Below are 16,089 nucleotides of genomic sequence, written 5' to 3'. Positions count from 1 at the left end.
AAACTAAGGAAACTAAAACAACTTAGCTTTTTTTGTCATTGGAATGGAGAGGAAAAGAAATCATAATATTGAGACCTTCTCCCTTTTTCGAAACAGAAGAGAAAACACCCTTGAGTTGTGAAGTCAAACTACGAATCAGCTCATATCCAAAATGATTTCCCTTTTCAATATTAACAGAGTCTGGCAAACCGTCTCCATCATCCCCAACCGATAAAATGATATTTTCATTCGAACGAGATAAGTGGATGCGAACATCTCCCCCTTTTTCATTGGGGTAGGCATACTTCAAAGCGTTGGTCAATAGTTCATTGAGGATGAGGCCAAGTGGCAGAGTTCGTTTTAGATCCAAACGAATGTCTTCTAACTTCACATCAAAACGAATTTTTGTTGGATTGAGAACAAAGATATCATGAACGCTAAATAACATATCTTCAATCTACTTACGAATATCCATAGACTCCAAATCTTCCGATTGATAAAGGTTTTCATAAACCTTGGACATCGACATGATGCGAGATTGTGCATTCAGAAAGGATTGTTTCGCGACCTCATTTTCAACTTTAAAGGATTCTAAATTCAAAAGTCCGGAAATGATCGCTAGAGTATTTTTCACACGGTGTTGTAGTTCTTTGAGTAGAACATCTTTTTCTTCTACGGACTTTGCCAATCGGCCTTCCATATCCAAAATTTTTGTCACATCTAAGTTGATCCACAAAATGAAACGTTCTCCAGCAATTTCAAACGCTTGGCTAAACACGAGAACTTCATATTGATTTCCGTCAGCGTGTTTCACAGACATCCGTTCCCCAGACATCCTTCCTTTTTCCTGATACACTTTATTGAGTCGTTCCAGTTGTTCCGGATTACTCCAGTCTTTAAACTCTTCTGTTTTTCTGCCGATGACTTTTGATTTTTCTAATTGAAAGACCGTCTCCATAGAGGAATTCACATCCAAATAGGTTCCGTCTTTCAAAGTGGAGATGGCCATGGGGATGGGACTCAGTTGGAAGACCTTAGCATACAAACTTTCCCCATCTTTTGGAGGAACCATCACGGGAGTATTTGGTGTTTCTCGAAAAACAATCACAATACCATTTAAGTTTTTTTCAGCATCTAAAATGGGCGATATAGTTTCTGTAACATGTGTTTCACGACCACTACGAGAAACAATAATCAAATCATTTCTACGTTCTGTATCAATTAATTTGTTAGATGAGTTTAAAAAAGAATAGGATACTCTAGTTCTTGCATCTGCTTGCACTAAATATAAAAAAGAAGTTAGGTCTTTTTCGGTTATGTCAGATTTTTGATAACCCAACATATCTAAGGCTTTATGATTGATTTCTCGAACCAATCCTTCCGGAGAAAGAACAATCACTCCATCACCCATGGCTTCAAAAGTAATACGAAGTTCCTTTTCACGAAATGCCAACGTTTGTTCCGCTTGGTAAAGTTGGAGTGCTGATTGAATCATACATTCCACAATGTCTGGGCTTGAAATTTTAGGAACATACCCGTAATGTTTTACCTTACAAACACGATCTAAGATTTTATTATCAGAATAACCACTGACAAAAAGGATGGGAATCTCGCGATAGGAAAGAATCTTTTCTGCGAGTTGGATTCCATCCATTCCATCAGAAAGATTAATATCCATTAGGATTAAATCAACTCGTTCACCGGATGTGATATGATCGTAAGCATCATTTGAATTGGATACATACTGTACAGAATAACCTTTGTTTTTCAAAAATTCTGATTGTGAGATGGCCAGTATGGCTTCGTCTTCCACAAGTAGAATATGACCTAAACTATGTTTGAGTTCTGTAAGCGGCATGGAGTCTTCTACCGATTTTCATAATTAGCTGGTATAAAAGCAATCGATTAAGATAACAAATTTTTTTGAAAAAAAACCAAACCTGTGCAATAAAAACAAAACGTAAATGTTACAGCATGCATGTATTAGATACTCAGCCTGTCTAATGATTGGGATATTTTGTCGAGTTATTAGCACAAACAAATGTTTGCTGACATAGAATTTACGTAAGAAACCGAACTACATAGTGATTTTTACATCGCTTGTTCTTTTTTCAATCTATGGTGCGTTGGCAAACAGAACCAGTCGAGTTTAAGGAATAGTACCTAACTAATGTTGAAAATGACTTAAGAAAGGGAATCGTTTGTTGGTTCGAAAAATGCCAGGTTCTCTGGCCCTTCATGGATTACAATCCGGCGGATTCGACCTTCGGAAGATTTCACATCGGCTTTCAAACCAGAATAAAACCAACGAGCCACATTCTCAGAAGTAGGGTTGATCCCCTTAAAGTCTGGATGGTCATTGATGAGGAGGTGGTCAATGGAATGGACGAGTTCCATCAGTTTCGTACGTGCCGTTAGAAAATCGTAGGAGATGCCGTCTGGCCGAATGTTGGAATTTCCCTCCAAAAATACCTCTACCTTCCAGGAATGGCCGTGAATCGGCTCATCGGAGCCATCGGCAAAGTACTGGTAGAGGAAATGGGCCGACTCAAACCGACCCTCAATTCGGACATAAAATTTCCCGTTTTCTTGGGTAAACATTCCATTGACGAATAGAGCATAGTCCAATATTTGTATAGTAATTTCCTTCCTGAGGGTTCTTAAGATGACTGAAACAACAAAACCGCGCTTTTTTAAAGAAATGACTGTGGGCGAAGCGATCGCGATCCACCCAGAAGCAGGTCTAGTTTTCTCCAGCTACCATTTAGGTGGATGTTCACACTGCTCCATCAATGAAGTAGAAACTATTGAACAAGTTTGTATGGGTTACGGTGTAGAGGTAGACACTCTCATCGATTCACTGAACAACCTTTTCTCTGAAGAATAGACTAAATTCTCAATTCCCACCGGGTCCGATTTGTGGCCCTCGTGTTTTCTCCACCCCAGTTATGATTCCATAGGTTTACGATGGCAAAACAGTTTGTACGTTTCCAATATAAGAACAAAATCGATTGGGGGCTCGTCACTGAGGAAAACATCCTCCCTCTACAAACTGGAGATAAGTCCACCAAAGATTTGCTAGTCGATCTTCAGAAAAAAAGAATCAAACTAAGTCCTAAATCTCAAAAACTGATTCCTAGAAAGGATGTTACTCTCCTCTCTCCCATCACCGCACCCTGCCAAGTCATTTGCCAAGGTGCTAATTATCATAAACATACTTTGGAATCGGGACTTGATCCTAAATCCAAAACATACAATTTATTTTTTACCAAGTCTGACGTTTCGCTCACCGCTGCCATCGGTAATGTGATCCGTCCCAAACATGTAGAACTTTTAGATTATGAAATTGAATTGGGGATTGTATTTGGTAAGGATATTGATCATACAATAGATGTTCAATCTTATCATCCCAGTGAATACATTGCTGCCCTCTTCATTGCCAATGATATTTCGGCAAGGGACATCCAACTCCCACAATTACAATGGTATAAAGGAAAATCCTACAGAACCTTTTTCCCTGCAGGTCCTATACTCCTTGTTCTCGAACCTGGTGATTATGAACTAATCCATTCTTTGGAGCTGAACCTAAAGGTCAATGGACAGTTAAGACAATCGGCAAAAGCAAATCAAATGGTTTTTCCACCGAAGGAATCGATCGCAGAACTCTCTTTATTTACTCAAATTCGAGTCGGTGATGTTTTGTTAACCGGAACACCCGCAGGATGTGCTCTCAAAGCTCCCGGAAAATTAAAACAAATCTTTGCGAGTTTTCTCCCTGAACATAAAAAATGGGAACTATTTATCAAAGGACAAAAACAACGGACTGAGTATTTACAACCAGGAGATTTGATCCAAGCAACAATACGCACGCCGGACGGAAAGATGGACTTAGGAGAACAAGTTCTTCAAGTGAAACAAGGCTAAATTCATTGGACAACCTAACGTATAGTATACCCGGTCTTCTTTTCCCTGCGATCTCTTTACTGATGCTTGCTTATACCAACCGATTTTTTGGACTTGCCAAACTTTCGAGACAACTTTTATCAGAATATGAAAAATCGAAATCGGAAGTTTTAGAAAAACAAATCCACAACCTACGGTTTCGTATTTCTCTCATTTTATATTCTCAAAGTGCCGGAATCTTTAGTTTGATTTTATGTACCTGCTCCATGGGTATGATTCCCTTTTATAACATAGTCGCTTGGGTTTTATTTGCTTCATCACTTTTGTTTATGGTGATCTCTCTGGTATTGGCCCTCATTGAAATCCATTTATCTGTAATTGCCTTAGACATAGAAAGAAATTCAATATTGAATTCCGTATCAAAATGAAAACTTAAATCTAAAAAAATTATCTATGCTAACTATGAATCCAAATAGGAATCGCAATCCTAAATTCGAATGACTATCTTTCCAAAATGAGATCCCGATCGTAAGTATCTTATTGCATCTGCTGATTCTTCTAATGTAAAAACTTTATCAACAACCGGCCGTAAACCAGAAACTTCGATGGCTTGGTTCATTTCGACAAATGCCTTTCTTCCCCCGACAACAAGGCCTTGGATTTTCAAATTGTTCATCACTGCCGGTAGTAAATTTAATTCTCCCGATTTACCTGCAAGGATTCCAATCAAATGAATGACACCAAACGGACGACAGGCGGCAATGGATTGTTCCAAAGTTCCGGCCCCACCCACTTCGATGATATGATCGGCTCCCACTTTTTCTGTGATCCGACGGACCTCCTTTCCCCATTCCGGTGTTTCCTTATAATTGACTAAATAATCGGCACCTAATTCTTTTCCTCGTTCCAATTTTTCACCACTGGATGATGTGAGAATCACTTTGGCAGAGGCAAGTTTAGCAAATTGCAAAGCAAAAATCGAAACCCCACCTGTTCCCTGTACTACGACAAATTCACCAGGCTTTAAATTGCTGAATTGAAAAAGACCAGACCAAGCAGTGAGTGCTGCACAAGGTAAGGTTGCGGCTTCTTCATAAGATAAATGGGAAGGAATTCGGACAAGGCCTGTCTCTGGCACTAAAGCTAACTCCCGCAAGGTTCCTGGAAGTGGGCCACCAATCGTATGACGCATTTCTGCATGGGTTGCTTCTTTTGCGATCCACTTGGGAGCAAAAGTCAGAAGCACCCTATCTCCCACTTTCCATTCCGTCACCTCAGATCCAATACCAACCACTTCGCCGGCCCCATCACTACAAGGAACAAGGGGAAGTGGGAATTTAGGATTGTACTTTCCTTCGACAACTAAAGAGTCTCGATAGTTTAAGGAAGCGGCTCGCAAACGAACCAAAACGTCGGTAGGGCCTGGACTTGTAGGTTCAGGAACATTGGTAATTTCTAAATGATCTAAACCGAATTGCTGGATCTGTGCTTGTTTCATAGATTTCCCTGATTGACCTTATGCACCAAAATATAACAATAATTAAATGTAATTATTTACTAAGAACGATTTCGCCTTTGTCGTTCAATGGAAAAAAAGGATTGTATGCTAATTCAAATATATGGCCATCCGGGTCTTTAAAATAAGCACTATACCCACCCCAAAAAACTTTTTGTGGTTCTTTGAGAATCACTGCCCCTAAGGCCCGCACTTTGCCAATTACCGCATCCACTTCGGCTTCACTACCAAGGTTTTGGGCCAAAGTAATTCCAGAAAACTCTTGGCGTTTTTGAAAAGGGATGCCAATGTCTTTTGCCAAATCTTCTTCGCCAAACAAACCAAAGACGACAGCACCTATTTGAAAAAAAGCGACACTATCATTACTCTCCTGTGACCTTTTCCAACCGAGACCTTTCTCATAAAAGTCGATAGAACGTTTTAGATCGGAAACACCTAAGGTAATTAAATTGATTCGTGGATGCATAAACGAACTCCATTTGTTAAAATATGAACTTTATAGAAATAAAAAAGATGATAGCGGAAATCGGATTCACAAAACGGATGTTTCATGGTAGATGGAGCCATTGGGTGGCGGGTGGTTAACCCCACCCAGTCTAAATAGGGCGGGGACATGTACCTAAATACTCACCTGGAAAGAATTACTTCTTTCCAAGACCTGTAGTTTTTGCACCAACGAGGATTGACATGTTTCCTGATGGGTGTTTGTTTTCGCGCATCAACTGATGGCACTCACCAGTTTGTTCGAAACTGTATGTTTCTGCCAAAACTGGATCGACTTTTTTATCGATCACGAGCTGGTTCAAATCACGACAGTTGTCGTCGTTTGCGAAGTGTGAACCTTGCAGACGTTTTTGTCTCATCCACAGATAACGAAGGTCCGCTGTTGCATTGAAACCAGTAGTTCCCGCACAAATCACAACCATACCACCTGTTTCACAAACAAATACGGAAGTAGGAAGTGTCGTTTCACCTGGATGTTCAAATACGATTTGTGGGTTTTTACCTTTTCCAGCAATGTCCCAAATCGCTTTTCCAAATTCACGGGCTTGTTTGGTCCACTCAACAAATGCTTCTGGTTTATTGATATCGGAAGTGAGTCCACCCCAATGTTTGAACTTGTTACGGTTGATCACGCCAGCCGCACCTAAGTTTTTACAAAAATCAATTTTGTCATCAGAAGAAACAACAGCGATTGGAATTCCACCAGCTGCTTTTACAATTTGGATTGCCATGGCACCAAGTCCACCAGCTCCACCCCAAATTAAAGCAACATCCCCAGGTTTTACATCATTTGGTTTCCAATGGTGTAACATTCTGTAGGCGGTCGCAGCCACTAACATATAAGCTGCAGAAGCTTCCCATGTTAGGTGTTGAGGGCGAGGAAGACATTGGTGGTCTTGCACTTTGCAGAATTGTGCAAAGGAACCCCAGTTGGATTCATATCCCCAAATGATTTGGGAAGGCGCATACATTGGATCTTTTCCAGAAAGAACCCATGGATCTTTTGGATCCCACATAGCGCAATGGACAACAACCTCGTCACCCACTTTCACATTTTTAACTTCAGCTCCAACTTTGTAGACAATACCGGATGCATCAGATCCACCGATGTGGAATTTTTCTGGTTCGCCTTTTTTATTACGAGCCGCGATCACATCTACCGGATACCCAAGGGCTGCCCAAACGTTATTATAGTTAACTCCAGCAGCCATAGTGGCTACGAGAACTTCGTTCGGACCGATCTCCGGAACATCAATGACTTCTGATTGGAAAGAAGTTTTCGGTTCGCCGTAACGTTCCGGGCGAATGACCTGCGCGTGCATTTTTTTGGGCACAACTCCAATAGGTGGAAGTTCCCCTACTGGTACGATTTCTACGTTGCTCATAGATTACCTTTTACGAATAAAATTTATAGAGTTTCTTAGAACGTTTTAAAAAAGGCATCAGTTGTCAATCGCTTCCCCACTCCATAGAAAAGGCAAATGTCCATGCCGATTGATAGAGCCTGTAATCACGATCCCTTTGTAATGGGTATCTATAGGCGAGACTCAGATTATACTTCTCCGAAAAATTCCAGGAAAACCCGGCACTGGCTTCTGTAAAATAAGAGGGATTGGCTTTATCTTTTTCTTTGGAATAATCCACGCCGTTATACGGATTGCGATACAAGATCCCTGTAAAAAGAGAAATTTCTGGCATCAAATAATACGTCACATAAGCGGAAACAAGGGTCGTTTTTTTGAATTCATATTCTGGTTCTGGTGGGGAAGCCGATGGTTTTCGGAAATAAAATGGAATCCCATCGTTGTCTTGTAAGTTGTTTGGTTGTGGTCTCGAAAGTGGATTTAATCCTCCAATTTTTGTGACAAAGGACCACTTCTCATACAAATATCCAAGTTTGATAAACCCCGAACCCGTATAATAATTTCCACCAGTAAACCGATCCGTATCGGGGCCACTCGGAAAACCAACCGAACCTTCGATTACAAAAAAGTACGGTTTGTCCAAATCGAAGAACGGTTGGTATTTAAAACCAAGATAAGTTTTTCCAATTCTTGCGGCATCTTCTCTTCCCCTCTGTTGGTAGTAATTCCAAGGAACTGAAGCGTTGAGAGCAAACCGACCATCAAAAAAATTCATCTCCGCAAAGGCCGTGGTTGTGAAGAGGTGACTATTCTCCCGAGTGGATTGGTAATAATCTTGGGTCATTACCAAATAGTTCGTTGGTTTCTCTCGTTTTCCAGTAAAGGGATCCACAAATCTAGCTGTTGCGTTGGGACTATCCGACGAACCAGTGTGATGCGAATATAAAGAAATATTCCAAAACAATACAAATAATAATGAGAATGAAAAAGTTAGTTTTCGCTGTGTTGCTATGTTTATCATTTGTTTCATCGTTCCACTCCGGGAAAACAACCAGGGAAACTAAAAACAATATCTTCTGCTTGGAGGTTTTGTTGGAGGATATTGTATAAACCGAGATTGGAAACTTTGGATATAATCACAGGGCCTGCAACCAAAGACAATTGTTCTAAAAATCGAACGGGAGATCCTGCCACGGTCCGATCTTGAAAAAGTGATGATAGAGAGATTAGAATTTCTATATTACCACTTCGCCCCAGTTTCACCGGGATTTTACATTTAGGAGTGATCAATTTATTTCCTTGCGGAAGTAAAATGGTGACATCCTTTCCTCCCACATCCATTCGGATATAAATTTCTTCCCAACTTACATTCGCGACCGCCACCACACCCAGAGGCATGTTCGCAAGCCTAGTGTTAGAATAAAGAAAACTCGCTCCCGTTTCCATTGTACTATTGTATTGAGTGATGTTGGACACAGTTCCTGCAGATAAAAACGCATAGGTTTTACCATACAAATCATCCGCTGGCAAATCGAGGGGTACCGTATAGGGAGTATGTGTTTTTGCCGTTGCAGTAGAACTTCTCTCCGAACTAGTGGCCGAGACACCTAATACTTGGTTTGGTGGATTGATTCGATACGTTCCCAATTCCCAATTGATATAAGAACTACTTTGAATTGTGATATTGTAAGTAGGCCCATTGCTTGTCAGACTAAATTGGTTTAGGTTATCATCCGCCTGGTCATCATAGGAGCGAAGGTTCGTTCCGACGGTAACCAATTGGGTATTATTGAAAAATATGAGGTTCTGAAGGATGACAAGTTTTTCCTCTTCACTATTCCCCACCGAACCAAAAGTACAGTGAGAAAAAAGAAACCCAATGATAAAGATGAAAATTTGTTTAGAGTGCAATCGATTCATCAAAAGGGGCTCGCAAACTTCGGATTGGTTAAGAATTCATCATCCGTAAGGGCCAAAAGAAAATTAACCATATCGTCTCTTTGTGAATTCGTAATTGTAAAGGGTTTAATCAGGGTAGAATCTTTTAGAGTATGGGCTTGCCCACCGGAACGATAGTGTTCCACCACTTGTGTGAGCGCATCTCTCGCGCAGTCTATTTTGGTTTTCCCAGTACCGGCCGGTTTGTCTGGATTATTCGCATCCGCACACATAAAGATCCCATCATGCATATAAGGATAAGTCACTCCTATGTTACGCAAAGAAGGCGCCCGGAATTTTCCTGTATCGGATGCCAAACCTGTTAAATCAAATAACCCTCGTTTGTTGCTTGGAACACCGGCGTAGTATGCATCATCATGGATTCCATTACTATGATAAAAGAACTCTTCCCTGGCTCCGCCATGAAAGGATGTGTCCGTAAAATTAAATCCACCATGGCAATGAAAACATTCTGCAACTTCACCATTAAATAAATTCAAACCACGAATTTCGGAAGCCGTGAGTGCTGATTTGTTATTTCTATAATTGTATTGATCAAACTTAGAATTTCCAGAAATCATAGATCTTTGAAAACTCGCGAGTGCAAACCGGACATTTTGTTCGTTAATTCCAGAATTCCCAAAAGCTTTTTCAAACATAGGTGGATAAATGGAGTTAGATGTTAATTCATTTAAAAAATTATTGTTCTGCAAACCCAATTCAATTGGTGTTTCTCCAAACATAGGAGCACGTGCCTGAATTTCCAAACTTGTCATTTTGGGATTACTCCAAGTAAGTCTTGGCATATAAGCAACATTGGATAGATGTTGGGCATTTCTTGGATGGGGTTGGCTTGTGATCCCACGAGGAAAATCTTTTCCATCGGCAAAGGCCAAAGATTGAAAATGACAACCGCTACAGGCCATCGTTCCATTCCCTGACAATTTCTTCTCATAAAACAAATGCCGACCCAGTTCCACCTTTGCCTTGGACATAGGATTGTCGGAAGGAACATTTGGTGTAGGAAAACCCGGAGGTAAATCCCAAACCCAATCAGAAGCACTGGCCAAAATTCCAAGAGCTGCGAGTAACAGGCCTTGATTTTTTTCTTCTTTCTGGAACGGGAGAACGTTACAGCCAAAAAACAAACAGAGAAGAGCAAACAAATAAAAATAAGACTTCATAAATATATTCCTATAAAACTTGGTCGGCCGATAAAAGAACCGACCAAGTGAAAACAAATTATTTGAGGCTAAACACTCGTTGGGTGATCGAACTATCTACTACCCCACTTGTATTCAACCCAAACGCTTGAACTAAGGTAGTGCAAGGAGCAGGCCCCCCCATCATCGGTAGTGGCATACAAGATGCGGTAGCGCCTGGATTATGACCGTTAATGAGTTGGTCTATATTAAAGGAAACTTTTTGATTTGTAGAGTTAAATTGACCTGTCAGTTGAATCGAAGCTCTATACTTTGCTGTACAGTTTCCATAATTAGGTGCACCAGAACAACCGGTAGAACCTAAATGCAAACTTGTCCAGTTTGTTCCCGAATCTAAACTAAATTCAATTTTTGCATGTTTGTAACCGCCTGTCCAAGACCAATACATTGCCCCATTGTTTAAAGGTGCTGCTTGGTTAGTTCGATCCAGATGATTCAAAGTTTCGGGAACGCCAACAGAAAACTGAACACCAGTATAACTTCCCGCCGGTGCAGTACCGGTTACTTTTGTATTTGTATCCGTTGTCTGTGTGGTTTCTAAATCCACAAGGGCAACTCCATTGGACTGCCAAACATTGTCTGTAGACAAAGTAACATCTACAGTGGTTCCATCCGCTTTCACAAGTTTCACTTCAGAGATATACAATCGGAAGTCACGAAACTGAACCGTTCGACTATCCGCAGTAATATTGGAACCGGTAACCAAAGCCTGTCCGTTGGCAAGAGCTTCAAAATTAAGATTTACAGTTTGCGGAACTGCAAGGGCCAAAAGTGCTAATGTTTGATTGTCATCTGATTTGGAATTCGGATCACAAGATACGAAACCAAAAACCAAAGTGGAAATAAAAAATAATTTAAATATGTTCATAAATACCTAATATTCTAAAATACTATTGCTTTTTTGAATTGATAGAAGTTGCAAAACAACTATCAATATCTATTGCTGTAGAGAAAAGAACCTAGATACGAGGTGGTCGGAGTAAAGTGGGAATTCTTCCATCCTCAAGAGTGGAGGGAGACTCAGTCATTGTATAAAAAATTATAGAGGGAGTTACAAAACCAAAAGTTAAATTTGGTCTATCCATAGTTTGGTGGTGGGACCGTAAAGAGAGTGCATCCTTTTTTTTCTTTTTGCAGGAACAAAGGTGGGTCTCACCATCTTTTGCATCATGGCAACTCGGTTTGAGGGCTAACTCTTTTGTTGTTTGGTGGTCATCTACGTGAGCCGAAGAAAGAGAACCGGCTTTGCCTTCAGAAAAGAGTTTATCTTCCGCATTCCCATGTTTTTCCTTTTTGGATCCATGGTTGCAATGGCAGATTTTGGAATTGGACTCCAGGCAATACCCAAGAAGCCCACTCCCTAAAAAGAGGAATTGGGTGCAAAGGAATAAGGCCAGACTACCGGCAATCCACCGTTTGCAGAGCATCTACCCCATGGTTGGCCACCCAACCCAAAAATCGAGCCAATTTTTGGACAAATTTGGTGTCCCCCCTCCTGCCCTTTGAAAACATGGTCTTGGAACCAATGCAAACGAGCTAGAGGCCATCAGATGAAACGCACGGAACTAGAACGCAGGGAACGAGAACTGCGAAAAGCAGAAAAGAAAAAGATCCAACCTGGCGAAAAAGAAGCCATGAGCGTGGGCGATTATATCGACACTCTTTTTGGAATGTTTCGTTATGATTCGGATGAGATTTTTAATGCATCCGATGATGAAAACATTTTAGAAATTCTGGAAAACATGAAAATGGAACACCCAGAAAAACAGTGGGATGTCATCATCCGCAAGGCTGTAAACAAAACCAAAGTAGAACAAAAAGAAAAGGCTTACGACTCCCTTCGAATCCTAGCAGGAATCCCTGCCGTCACCGCTTAATTCCTTTTTTTTCTAAAACAAACCGATTTACACAGGAAGGTCTTCGTCCTATAGTTGTGACCTTCCTGTATGAAACAGATATTCACCTTCATTCTGTTATGTCTCTTTCATACAAACCTATTCGCTACCCCAAAACCTTGTCCTAACACAAACCCAATTCCACTTTCTGTTGCTGATGGAACCACTTATGATCTTTCCGATCATCTAGTTTATTTCACAGCAAGCCCGGCCATCCATTCTATATCCGAAGTAAGAGACCAGTTCCAAACATCGGCTCTGCAAAAATCGGGTGGAGTGATTCCCAATTTCGGAAACACAGACAAACAATACTGGTTTTGTTTTACCATTCAAAATGACGAAAGCAAACAAAAACGAATCGTCACTTTTATCAAGTACCCACTACTCGATGATGTAAAATTTTTCGCATTACGAGAATCAGGTGAAATTTCAGAAAACCAACAAGGTAGAAGATTCCCATTTCAAAATAGAGACAGGGATTACCGAGGTTTTAGTTTTGCAACCGATTTGTTACCCCAAGAAACGGTGACTTATTATGTAGGTGTCAAAACAGATAGTTCCATGTCGGTTCCGCTTATGGTGGCGGAAGAGAAAAATTTTTATACCTTTGTTTCTTTAGACACTCTACTCCAAGGTATATTTTTCGGAATCGTTGGGGTAATGAGTATATACAATCTTTTTGTATACTTTATGGTGCGAGACAAAGCATACATTTTTTATGTTTTGTATTTACTGATCTCTGCCGTTTCCTTTCAATTTTCTCTCCAAGGATTATTGCCCGTTTTATTTTTTCCTAACTCACCTGAGTTCGTATACAACTCTCACAACCTTCTCTATTTTTTATTTTTACTCACTTGTTTCCCGATGAGTATCACCTTTATGAATCTCAAGGAAAATGCTCCCCTCATTCGCAAATGGTTTTTGGGGCTCATGGTCGTATCAATAGTGAGTATTTGTCTCCTTCCTTTTTTGTCTTACCGGTTTATGAACCAAGCGGGGGATATTTTTTCGTTTTTACTCGCATTCTTTGCTTTGTTTGTTTCTTATTACGTTGCTTTTATCAAAAAATTTCCACCGGCACGATTCTATTTTTATGGATACTTTATGGTGATCGTGGGAGGACTTGCCACCGTTCTCAAATACATGGGATTTTTCCCGGTCAATGCTTTCACAGAAAATTCATTCCAAGTTGGGATGGCAATCGAAGTACTGCTTATGGCTTTTGGACTGGGAGATAGAATCTCCGTGGTCCGCAAAGAAAAGGACAAAATCCAATTCAAAGCGGAGATCAACAAACAAAAGTTAATCGCTTATGGAAAAGAACTCAAATTAGCCCAAAAGTTGCAAGAATCCACCCTTCCCCAAATCCTGCCAAAATTTCCAGGACTTGTTATCAAAACAGGATATTTTCCAGCCTCTTTGGTAGGTGGTGATTTTTACGATATCACCGTTTATGGGAAACACCAGATATGTTGTTTGATTGCCGATGTGACAGGTCATGGAGTTCCGGCCGCCATTGAAGCTGCCATGTTAAAGATTGCATATATGCAGACCTTGGCGTTTGCCAACAAACCAGGAAAGGTTTTAGAAAGTATCAATGTATCCCTTGCCGGAAATTATAAAAATCAATTTTTGACCGCTAGTGCCATTTTTATCGATTTGGAACTCAAACAATTAAGGGTAGCAAATGCCGGACACCCCGCCTTATACAAGTTCAATGAAAATTCCACGGCAATCGAAGTGATCCGGCCCAAAGGAAAACTCATCGGATATTCCAAAGAAGTACAATACCCAGAAGAAATTCACAAACTATCTCCCGGTGATAAAATTTTGTTATTTACCGATGGGATTTGGGATTTGTGGGAAAATGGAGACTCTGGGGAAGAAGAGTTACTGGGATGGTTGTTAGCAAGAAAAGCTGAGTCGGTGGAATCGTTGTATGGTGGGATTGATGAACACATTCGCCTACGGAACAAAGAAGGTCCCGCAGACGATGATATAACATTTATTCTATTCGAAATTAGCTAATATGCGGACTAAACGTCCGCATAAATTGCCGCATTCAATAGTCTGGAAATATTATCCAAGTTACGAGAAATATCTCTGTAAAGAAGGGCTGGCATCAAATTGTCTTTTTTCTGATACTTTTTCTTCTTCACTTTAGAATCATTCTTTTTCACGGAACGAATCATTTGGAAACGATACTCACGACTTTGGCTACGAATCTGTGGGTTACCCAGGATATCAAAAGTTTCACTTTGTTCCAAGTTCACAAGTAGGATGTCGTAATGGTGTTTGAGTAAATCCATTTGGTCTTTTACAGAATTAGCAAAAGATTTATCCAAGGAAACTTTTTGACGGTGCGACTTTCTCATCTTTCTTGCAATCGATGCAAAGTTATCACCCATCTCTTCCACAGCTTTGACTCTTTCCATAATTCCCAAAACATCTTTCGCATAGTTACCAGTAATACCGGTCTCTTGGATTTGGTTTAGGTAGGTAAGGACTTCAGAGCGAACTTGATCCAACTCTTCTTCTTTTTTCAATACCTGTAGGACACGAGTGGCATCGTAAGGTTGTAATAAGATTTGTTCTGTCAAACGAAGGAAGTCGTATGTATCACGAATGATTTTTTTCGTGAACTCAACCAGCTCCACCATAGCAAGTTCTGTGGTTTTGACTGCCCCAGCTTGTAAAAGTCGAATGGAATCTTTGTCTTTTCCTGTTTTAGAAGCAAGTCCATCCACAATAGCACTCACCACTTTGGTGATTGTATTCACAAACCAAATGAGAATGAGAGTGTTTGTGATGTTAAACATCGTGTGGAAAAGAGAGATATGGAATCTTGTAGATTCTTTATCTGTGAGTGGATCCCCAGGAATCAAATCATCCACAATTCCTGTGAAAAATTTGAAGAACAGTAAGGCCCATACCACCCCGAACACATTGAATAGTGTGTGGGCGAGAGCTGCCTTTTTGGCATTTCGATTCCCCGGAATGGCAGCAAGGTTTGCCGTAATCGTAGTTCCAATGTTTTCACCAAGGATCATACCATAAGCGGCATCAATCGGTATATAACCGGAGAAGGCTAGTGTGATGGTGATGGTTGTGGAAGCAGAAGAAGATTGGATGACAATGGTTAACAAGGCTCCAATCAAAACGAATAACAATATGGTGTTGAATCCCATATTTGTGTATTGCTGCAAAAATAGAAAACTATCTGGATCCTTTGCACTATCGGGAACAGATGATTTTAAATAATCCAAACCCAAAAACAAAAATCCAAAACCAATTAGGAAACTTCCCCAACCAGACCTACTTTCTTTTCTTGAGAAATTTAAGATCACACCTGCGGCAACTGCTGGTAAGGCGAATGATGCAATGTTGAACTTAAAACCTAAAAAAGATACAATCCATGCAGTGATGGTGGTTCCAATATTGGCCCCCATGATGACACCGATGGCTTGGGCGAGTGAAATTAAACCAGCATTTACAAATCCAACCACAAGAACGGTGGTGGCCGAGCTGGATTGTATTGTAGATGTAATAAAAAGTCCGCTAAAAACAGCAGACACTCTATTTCTCGTCATAGACGAAAGAAAGGAACGAAGCCTATCTCCCGCCACGCGTTGTAAGGACTCACTTAGTAATTTCATCCCATAGATGAAAATCCCGAGTCCGCCTAAAACCTGAATGAGTAGTGACCAATTCATAGATGTAATATTTCCAAGGTTTAATTTCTTTGATTACAATTTGGTACCAACCTT

At 40.5% G+C, this 16,089-nt stretch carries 15 protein-coding genes and 1 pseudogene; 5 read left to right on the top strand and 11 right to left on the bottom strand.

Annotation, left to right across the window (positions count from 1 at the left end; all coding sequences use genetic code 11):
• Window positions 1-22: 22 nt before the first annotated feature.
• Together JWG41_RS19540 and JWG41_RS19535 are read right to left on the bottom strand one after the other, a co-directional pair.
• Window positions 23-1,837: pseudogene (locus JWG41_RS19540) on the bottom strand (PAS domain S-box protein).
• 326 nt (window positions 1,838-2,163) lie between these two features.
• Window positions 2,164-2,580, bottom strand: coding sequence for a 6-carboxytetrahydropterin synthase (locus JWG41_RS19535; RefSeq protein ID WP_205271433.1), 417 nt, complete (start codon window positions 2,578-2,580; stop codon window positions 2,164-2,166).
• 64 nt (window positions 2,581-2,644) lie between these two features.
• Here JWG41_RS19535 and JWG41_RS19530 point away from each other — a divergent pair, with 64 nt between their 5' ends.
• The 3 genes from JWG41_RS19530 (at window position 2,645) to JWG41_RS19520 (ending at window position 4,310) form a co-directional block, all read left to right on the top strand.
• Window positions 2,645-2,866 carry a DUF1858 domain-containing protein gene (locus tag JWG41_RS19530; protein WP_002973441.1) on the top strand — a complete coding sequence of 74 codons (222 nt, stop codon included), beginning with the start codon at window positions 2,645-2,647 and terminating at the stop codon, window positions 2,864-2,866.
• Between the two features lie 80 nt (window positions 2,867-2,946).
• Window positions 2,947-3,903 (top strand): fumarylacetoacetate hydrolase family protein, encoded by a 957-nt coding sequence (locus tag JWG41_RS19525; protein ID WP_205271367.1) that lies wholly within the window; start codon window positions 2,947-2,949, stop codon window positions 3,901-3,903.
• A 5-nt stretch (window positions 3,904-3,908) separates the two neighbouring features.
• Window positions 3,909-4,310 (top strand): DUF2721 domain-containing protein, encoded by a 402-nt coding sequence (locus tag JWG41_RS19520; protein ID WP_205271368.1) that lies wholly within the window; start codon window positions 3,909-3,911, stop codon window positions 4,308-4,310.
• Between the two features lie 59 nt (window positions 4,311-4,369).
• On the opposite strand, the gene JWG41_RS19515 is transcribed toward JWG41_RS19520, so the two are convergent.
• The 8 genes from JWG41_RS19515 to JWG41_RS19480 form a co-directional block, all read right to left on the bottom strand.
• A complete protein-coding gene (locus tag JWG41_RS19515; RefSeq protein ID WP_205271369.1) occupies window positions 4,370-5,380 on the bottom strand; it encodes a zinc-dependent alcohol dehydrogenase family protein in 1,011 nt (336 codons plus the stop codon).
• A gap of 52 nt (window positions 5,381-5,432) precedes the next feature.
• Window positions 5,433-5,864 carry a VOC family protein gene (locus JWG41_RS19510; RefSeq protein WP_205271370.1) on the bottom strand — a complete coding sequence of 144 codons (432 nt, stop codon included), beginning with the start codon at window positions 5,862-5,864 and terminating at the stop codon, window positions 5,433-5,435.
• Between the two features lie 175 nt (window positions 5,865-6,039).
• Window positions 6,040-7,287, bottom strand: a complete 1,248-nt coding sequence (gene ccrA / locus JWG41_RS19505; protein WP_100789222.1) for a crotonyl-CoA carboxylase/reductase — start codon at window positions 7,285-7,287, stop codon at window positions 6,040-6,042.
• 64 nt (window positions 7,288-7,351) lie between these two features.
• Window positions 7,352-8,296 (bottom strand): LIC11086 family outer membrane transporter, encoded by a 945-nt coding sequence (locus JWG41_RS19500; protein ID WP_205271372.1) that lies wholly within the window; start codon window positions 8,294-8,296, stop codon window positions 7,352-7,354.
• Window positions 8,293-9,186, bottom strand: coding sequence for a hypothetical protein (locus JWG41_RS19495; RefSeq protein WP_205271373.1), 894 nt, complete (start codon window positions 9,184-9,186; stop codon window positions 8,293-8,295). The genes JWG41_RS19500 and JWG41_RS19495 overlap by 4 nt, the downstream gene beginning before the upstream one ends.
• Window positions 9,186-10,388, bottom strand: coding sequence for an MbnH family di-heme enzyme (locus tag JWG41_RS19490; RefSeq protein WP_205271374.1), 1,203 nt, complete (start codon window positions 10,386-10,388; stop codon window positions 9,186-9,188). Before JWG41_RS19490 ends, JWG41_RS19495 begins: the two co-directional genes overlap by 1 nt.
• Window positions 10,389-10,446: 58 nt before the next feature.
• On the bottom strand, window positions 10,447-11,295 hold the full coding sequence (locus JWG41_RS19485; RefSeq protein WP_205271375.1) for an MbnP family copper-binding protein: 849 nt from the start codon (window positions 11,293-11,295) through the stop codon (window positions 10,447-10,449).
• 91 nt (window positions 11,296-11,386) lie between these two features.
• Entirely contained in the window at window positions 11,387-11,854 is a 468-nt protein-coding gene (locus tag JWG41_RS19480; RefSeq protein ID WP_205271376.1) for an LIC_11090 family protein, read from the bottom strand.
• 123 nt (window positions 11,855-11,977) lie between these two features.
• Between JWG41_RS19480 and JWG41_RS19475 the strand changes: the two genes are divergently transcribed.
• Window positions 11,978-12,304 carry an LB_289 family protein gene (locus JWG41_RS19475; RefSeq protein ID WP_205271377.1) on the top strand — a complete coding sequence of 109 codons (327 nt, stop codon included), beginning with the start codon at window positions 11,978-11,980 and terminating at the stop codon, window positions 12,302-12,304.
• Between the two features lie 69 nt (window positions 12,305-12,373).
• Entirely contained in the window at window positions 12,374-14,350 is a 1,977-nt protein-coding gene (locus JWG41_RS19470) for a 7TM diverse intracellular signaling domain-containing protein (RefSeq protein WP_205271378.1), read from the top strand.
• Between the two features lie 8 nt (window positions 14,351-14,358).
• Here JWG41_RS19470 and JWG41_RS19465 read toward each other — a convergent pair whose 3' ends face one another.
• Window positions 14,359-16,035, bottom strand: a complete 1,677-nt coding sequence (locus tag JWG41_RS19465; RefSeq protein ID WP_205271379.1) for a Na/Pi cotransporter family protein — start codon at window positions 16,033-16,035, stop codon at window positions 14,359-14,361.
• Between the last annotated feature and the right edge of the window lie 54 nt (window positions 16,036-16,089).

Source organism: Leptospira chreensis (genome assembly GCF_016919165.1).
Taxonomy (GTDB): Bacteria; Spirochaetota; Leptospiria; order Leptospirales; family Leptospiraceae; genus Leptospira_A; species Leptospira_A chreensis.
Note: the sequence above shows the minus strand (reverse complement) of the source record. Positions and strands in the feature narration are given on the sequence as shown.

What these genes read in the sequence shown, in the direction of transcription:
- JWG41_RS19510 (WP_205271370.1), bottom strand. Translation starts at nt 5,864, where the DNA reads ATGCATCCACGAATCAATTTAATTACCTTAGGTGTTTCCGATCTAAAA.
- ccrA (WP_100789222.1), bottom strand. Translation starts at nt 7,287, where the DNA reads ATGAGCAACGTAGAAATCGTACCAGTAGGGGAACTTCCACCTATTGGA.
- JWG41_RS19485 (WP_205271375.1), bottom strand. Translation starts at nt 11,295, where the DNA reads ATGAACATATTTAAATTATTTTTTATTTCCACTTTGGTTTTTGGTTTC.
- JWG41_RS19515 (WP_205271369.1), bottom strand. Translation starts at nt 5,380, where the DNA reads ATGAAACAAGCACAGATCCAGCAATTCGGTTTAGATCATTTAGAAATT.
- JWG41_RS19470 (WP_205271378.1), top strand. Translation starts at nt 12,374, where the DNA reads ATGAAACAGATATTCACCTTCATTCTGTTATGTCTCTTTCATACAAAC.
- JWG41_RS19475 (WP_205271377.1), top strand. Translation starts at nt 11,978, where the DNA reads ATGAAACGCACGGAACTAGAACGCAGGGAACGAGAACTGCGAAAAGCA.
- JWG41_RS19495 (WP_205271373.1), bottom strand. Translation starts at nt 9,186, where the DNA reads ATGAATCGATTGCACTCTAAACAAATTTTCATCTTTATCATTGGGTTT.
- JWG41_RS19500 (WP_205271372.1), bottom strand. Translation starts at nt 8,296, where the DNA reads ATGAAACAAATGATAAACATAGCAACACAGCGAAAACTAACTTTTTCA.
- JWG41_RS19490 (WP_205271374.1), bottom strand. Translation starts at nt 10,388, where the DNA reads ATGAAGTCTTATTTTTATTTGTTTGCTCTTCTCTGTTTGTTTTTTGGC.
- JWG41_RS19525 (WP_205271367.1), top strand. Translation starts at nt 2,947, where the DNA reads ATGGCAAAACAGTTTGTACGTTTCCAATATAAGAACAAAATCGATTGG.
- JWG41_RS19530 (WP_002973441.1), top strand. Translation starts at nt 2,645, where the DNA reads ATGACTGAAACAACAAAACCGCGCTTTTTTAAAGAAATGACTGTGGGC.
- JWG41_RS19465 (WP_205271379.1), bottom strand. Translation starts at nt 16,035, where the DNA reads ATGAATTGGTCACTACTCATTCAGGTTTTAGGCGGACTCGGGATTTTC.
- JWG41_RS19480 (WP_205271376.1), bottom strand. Translation starts at nt 11,854, where the DNA reads ATGCTCTGCAAACGGTGGATTGCCGGTAGTCTGGCCTTATTCCTTTGC.
- JWG41_RS19535 (WP_205271433.1), bottom strand. Translation starts at nt 2,580, where the DNA reads ATGTTTACCCAAGAAAACGGGAAATTTTATGTCCGAATTGAGGGTCGG.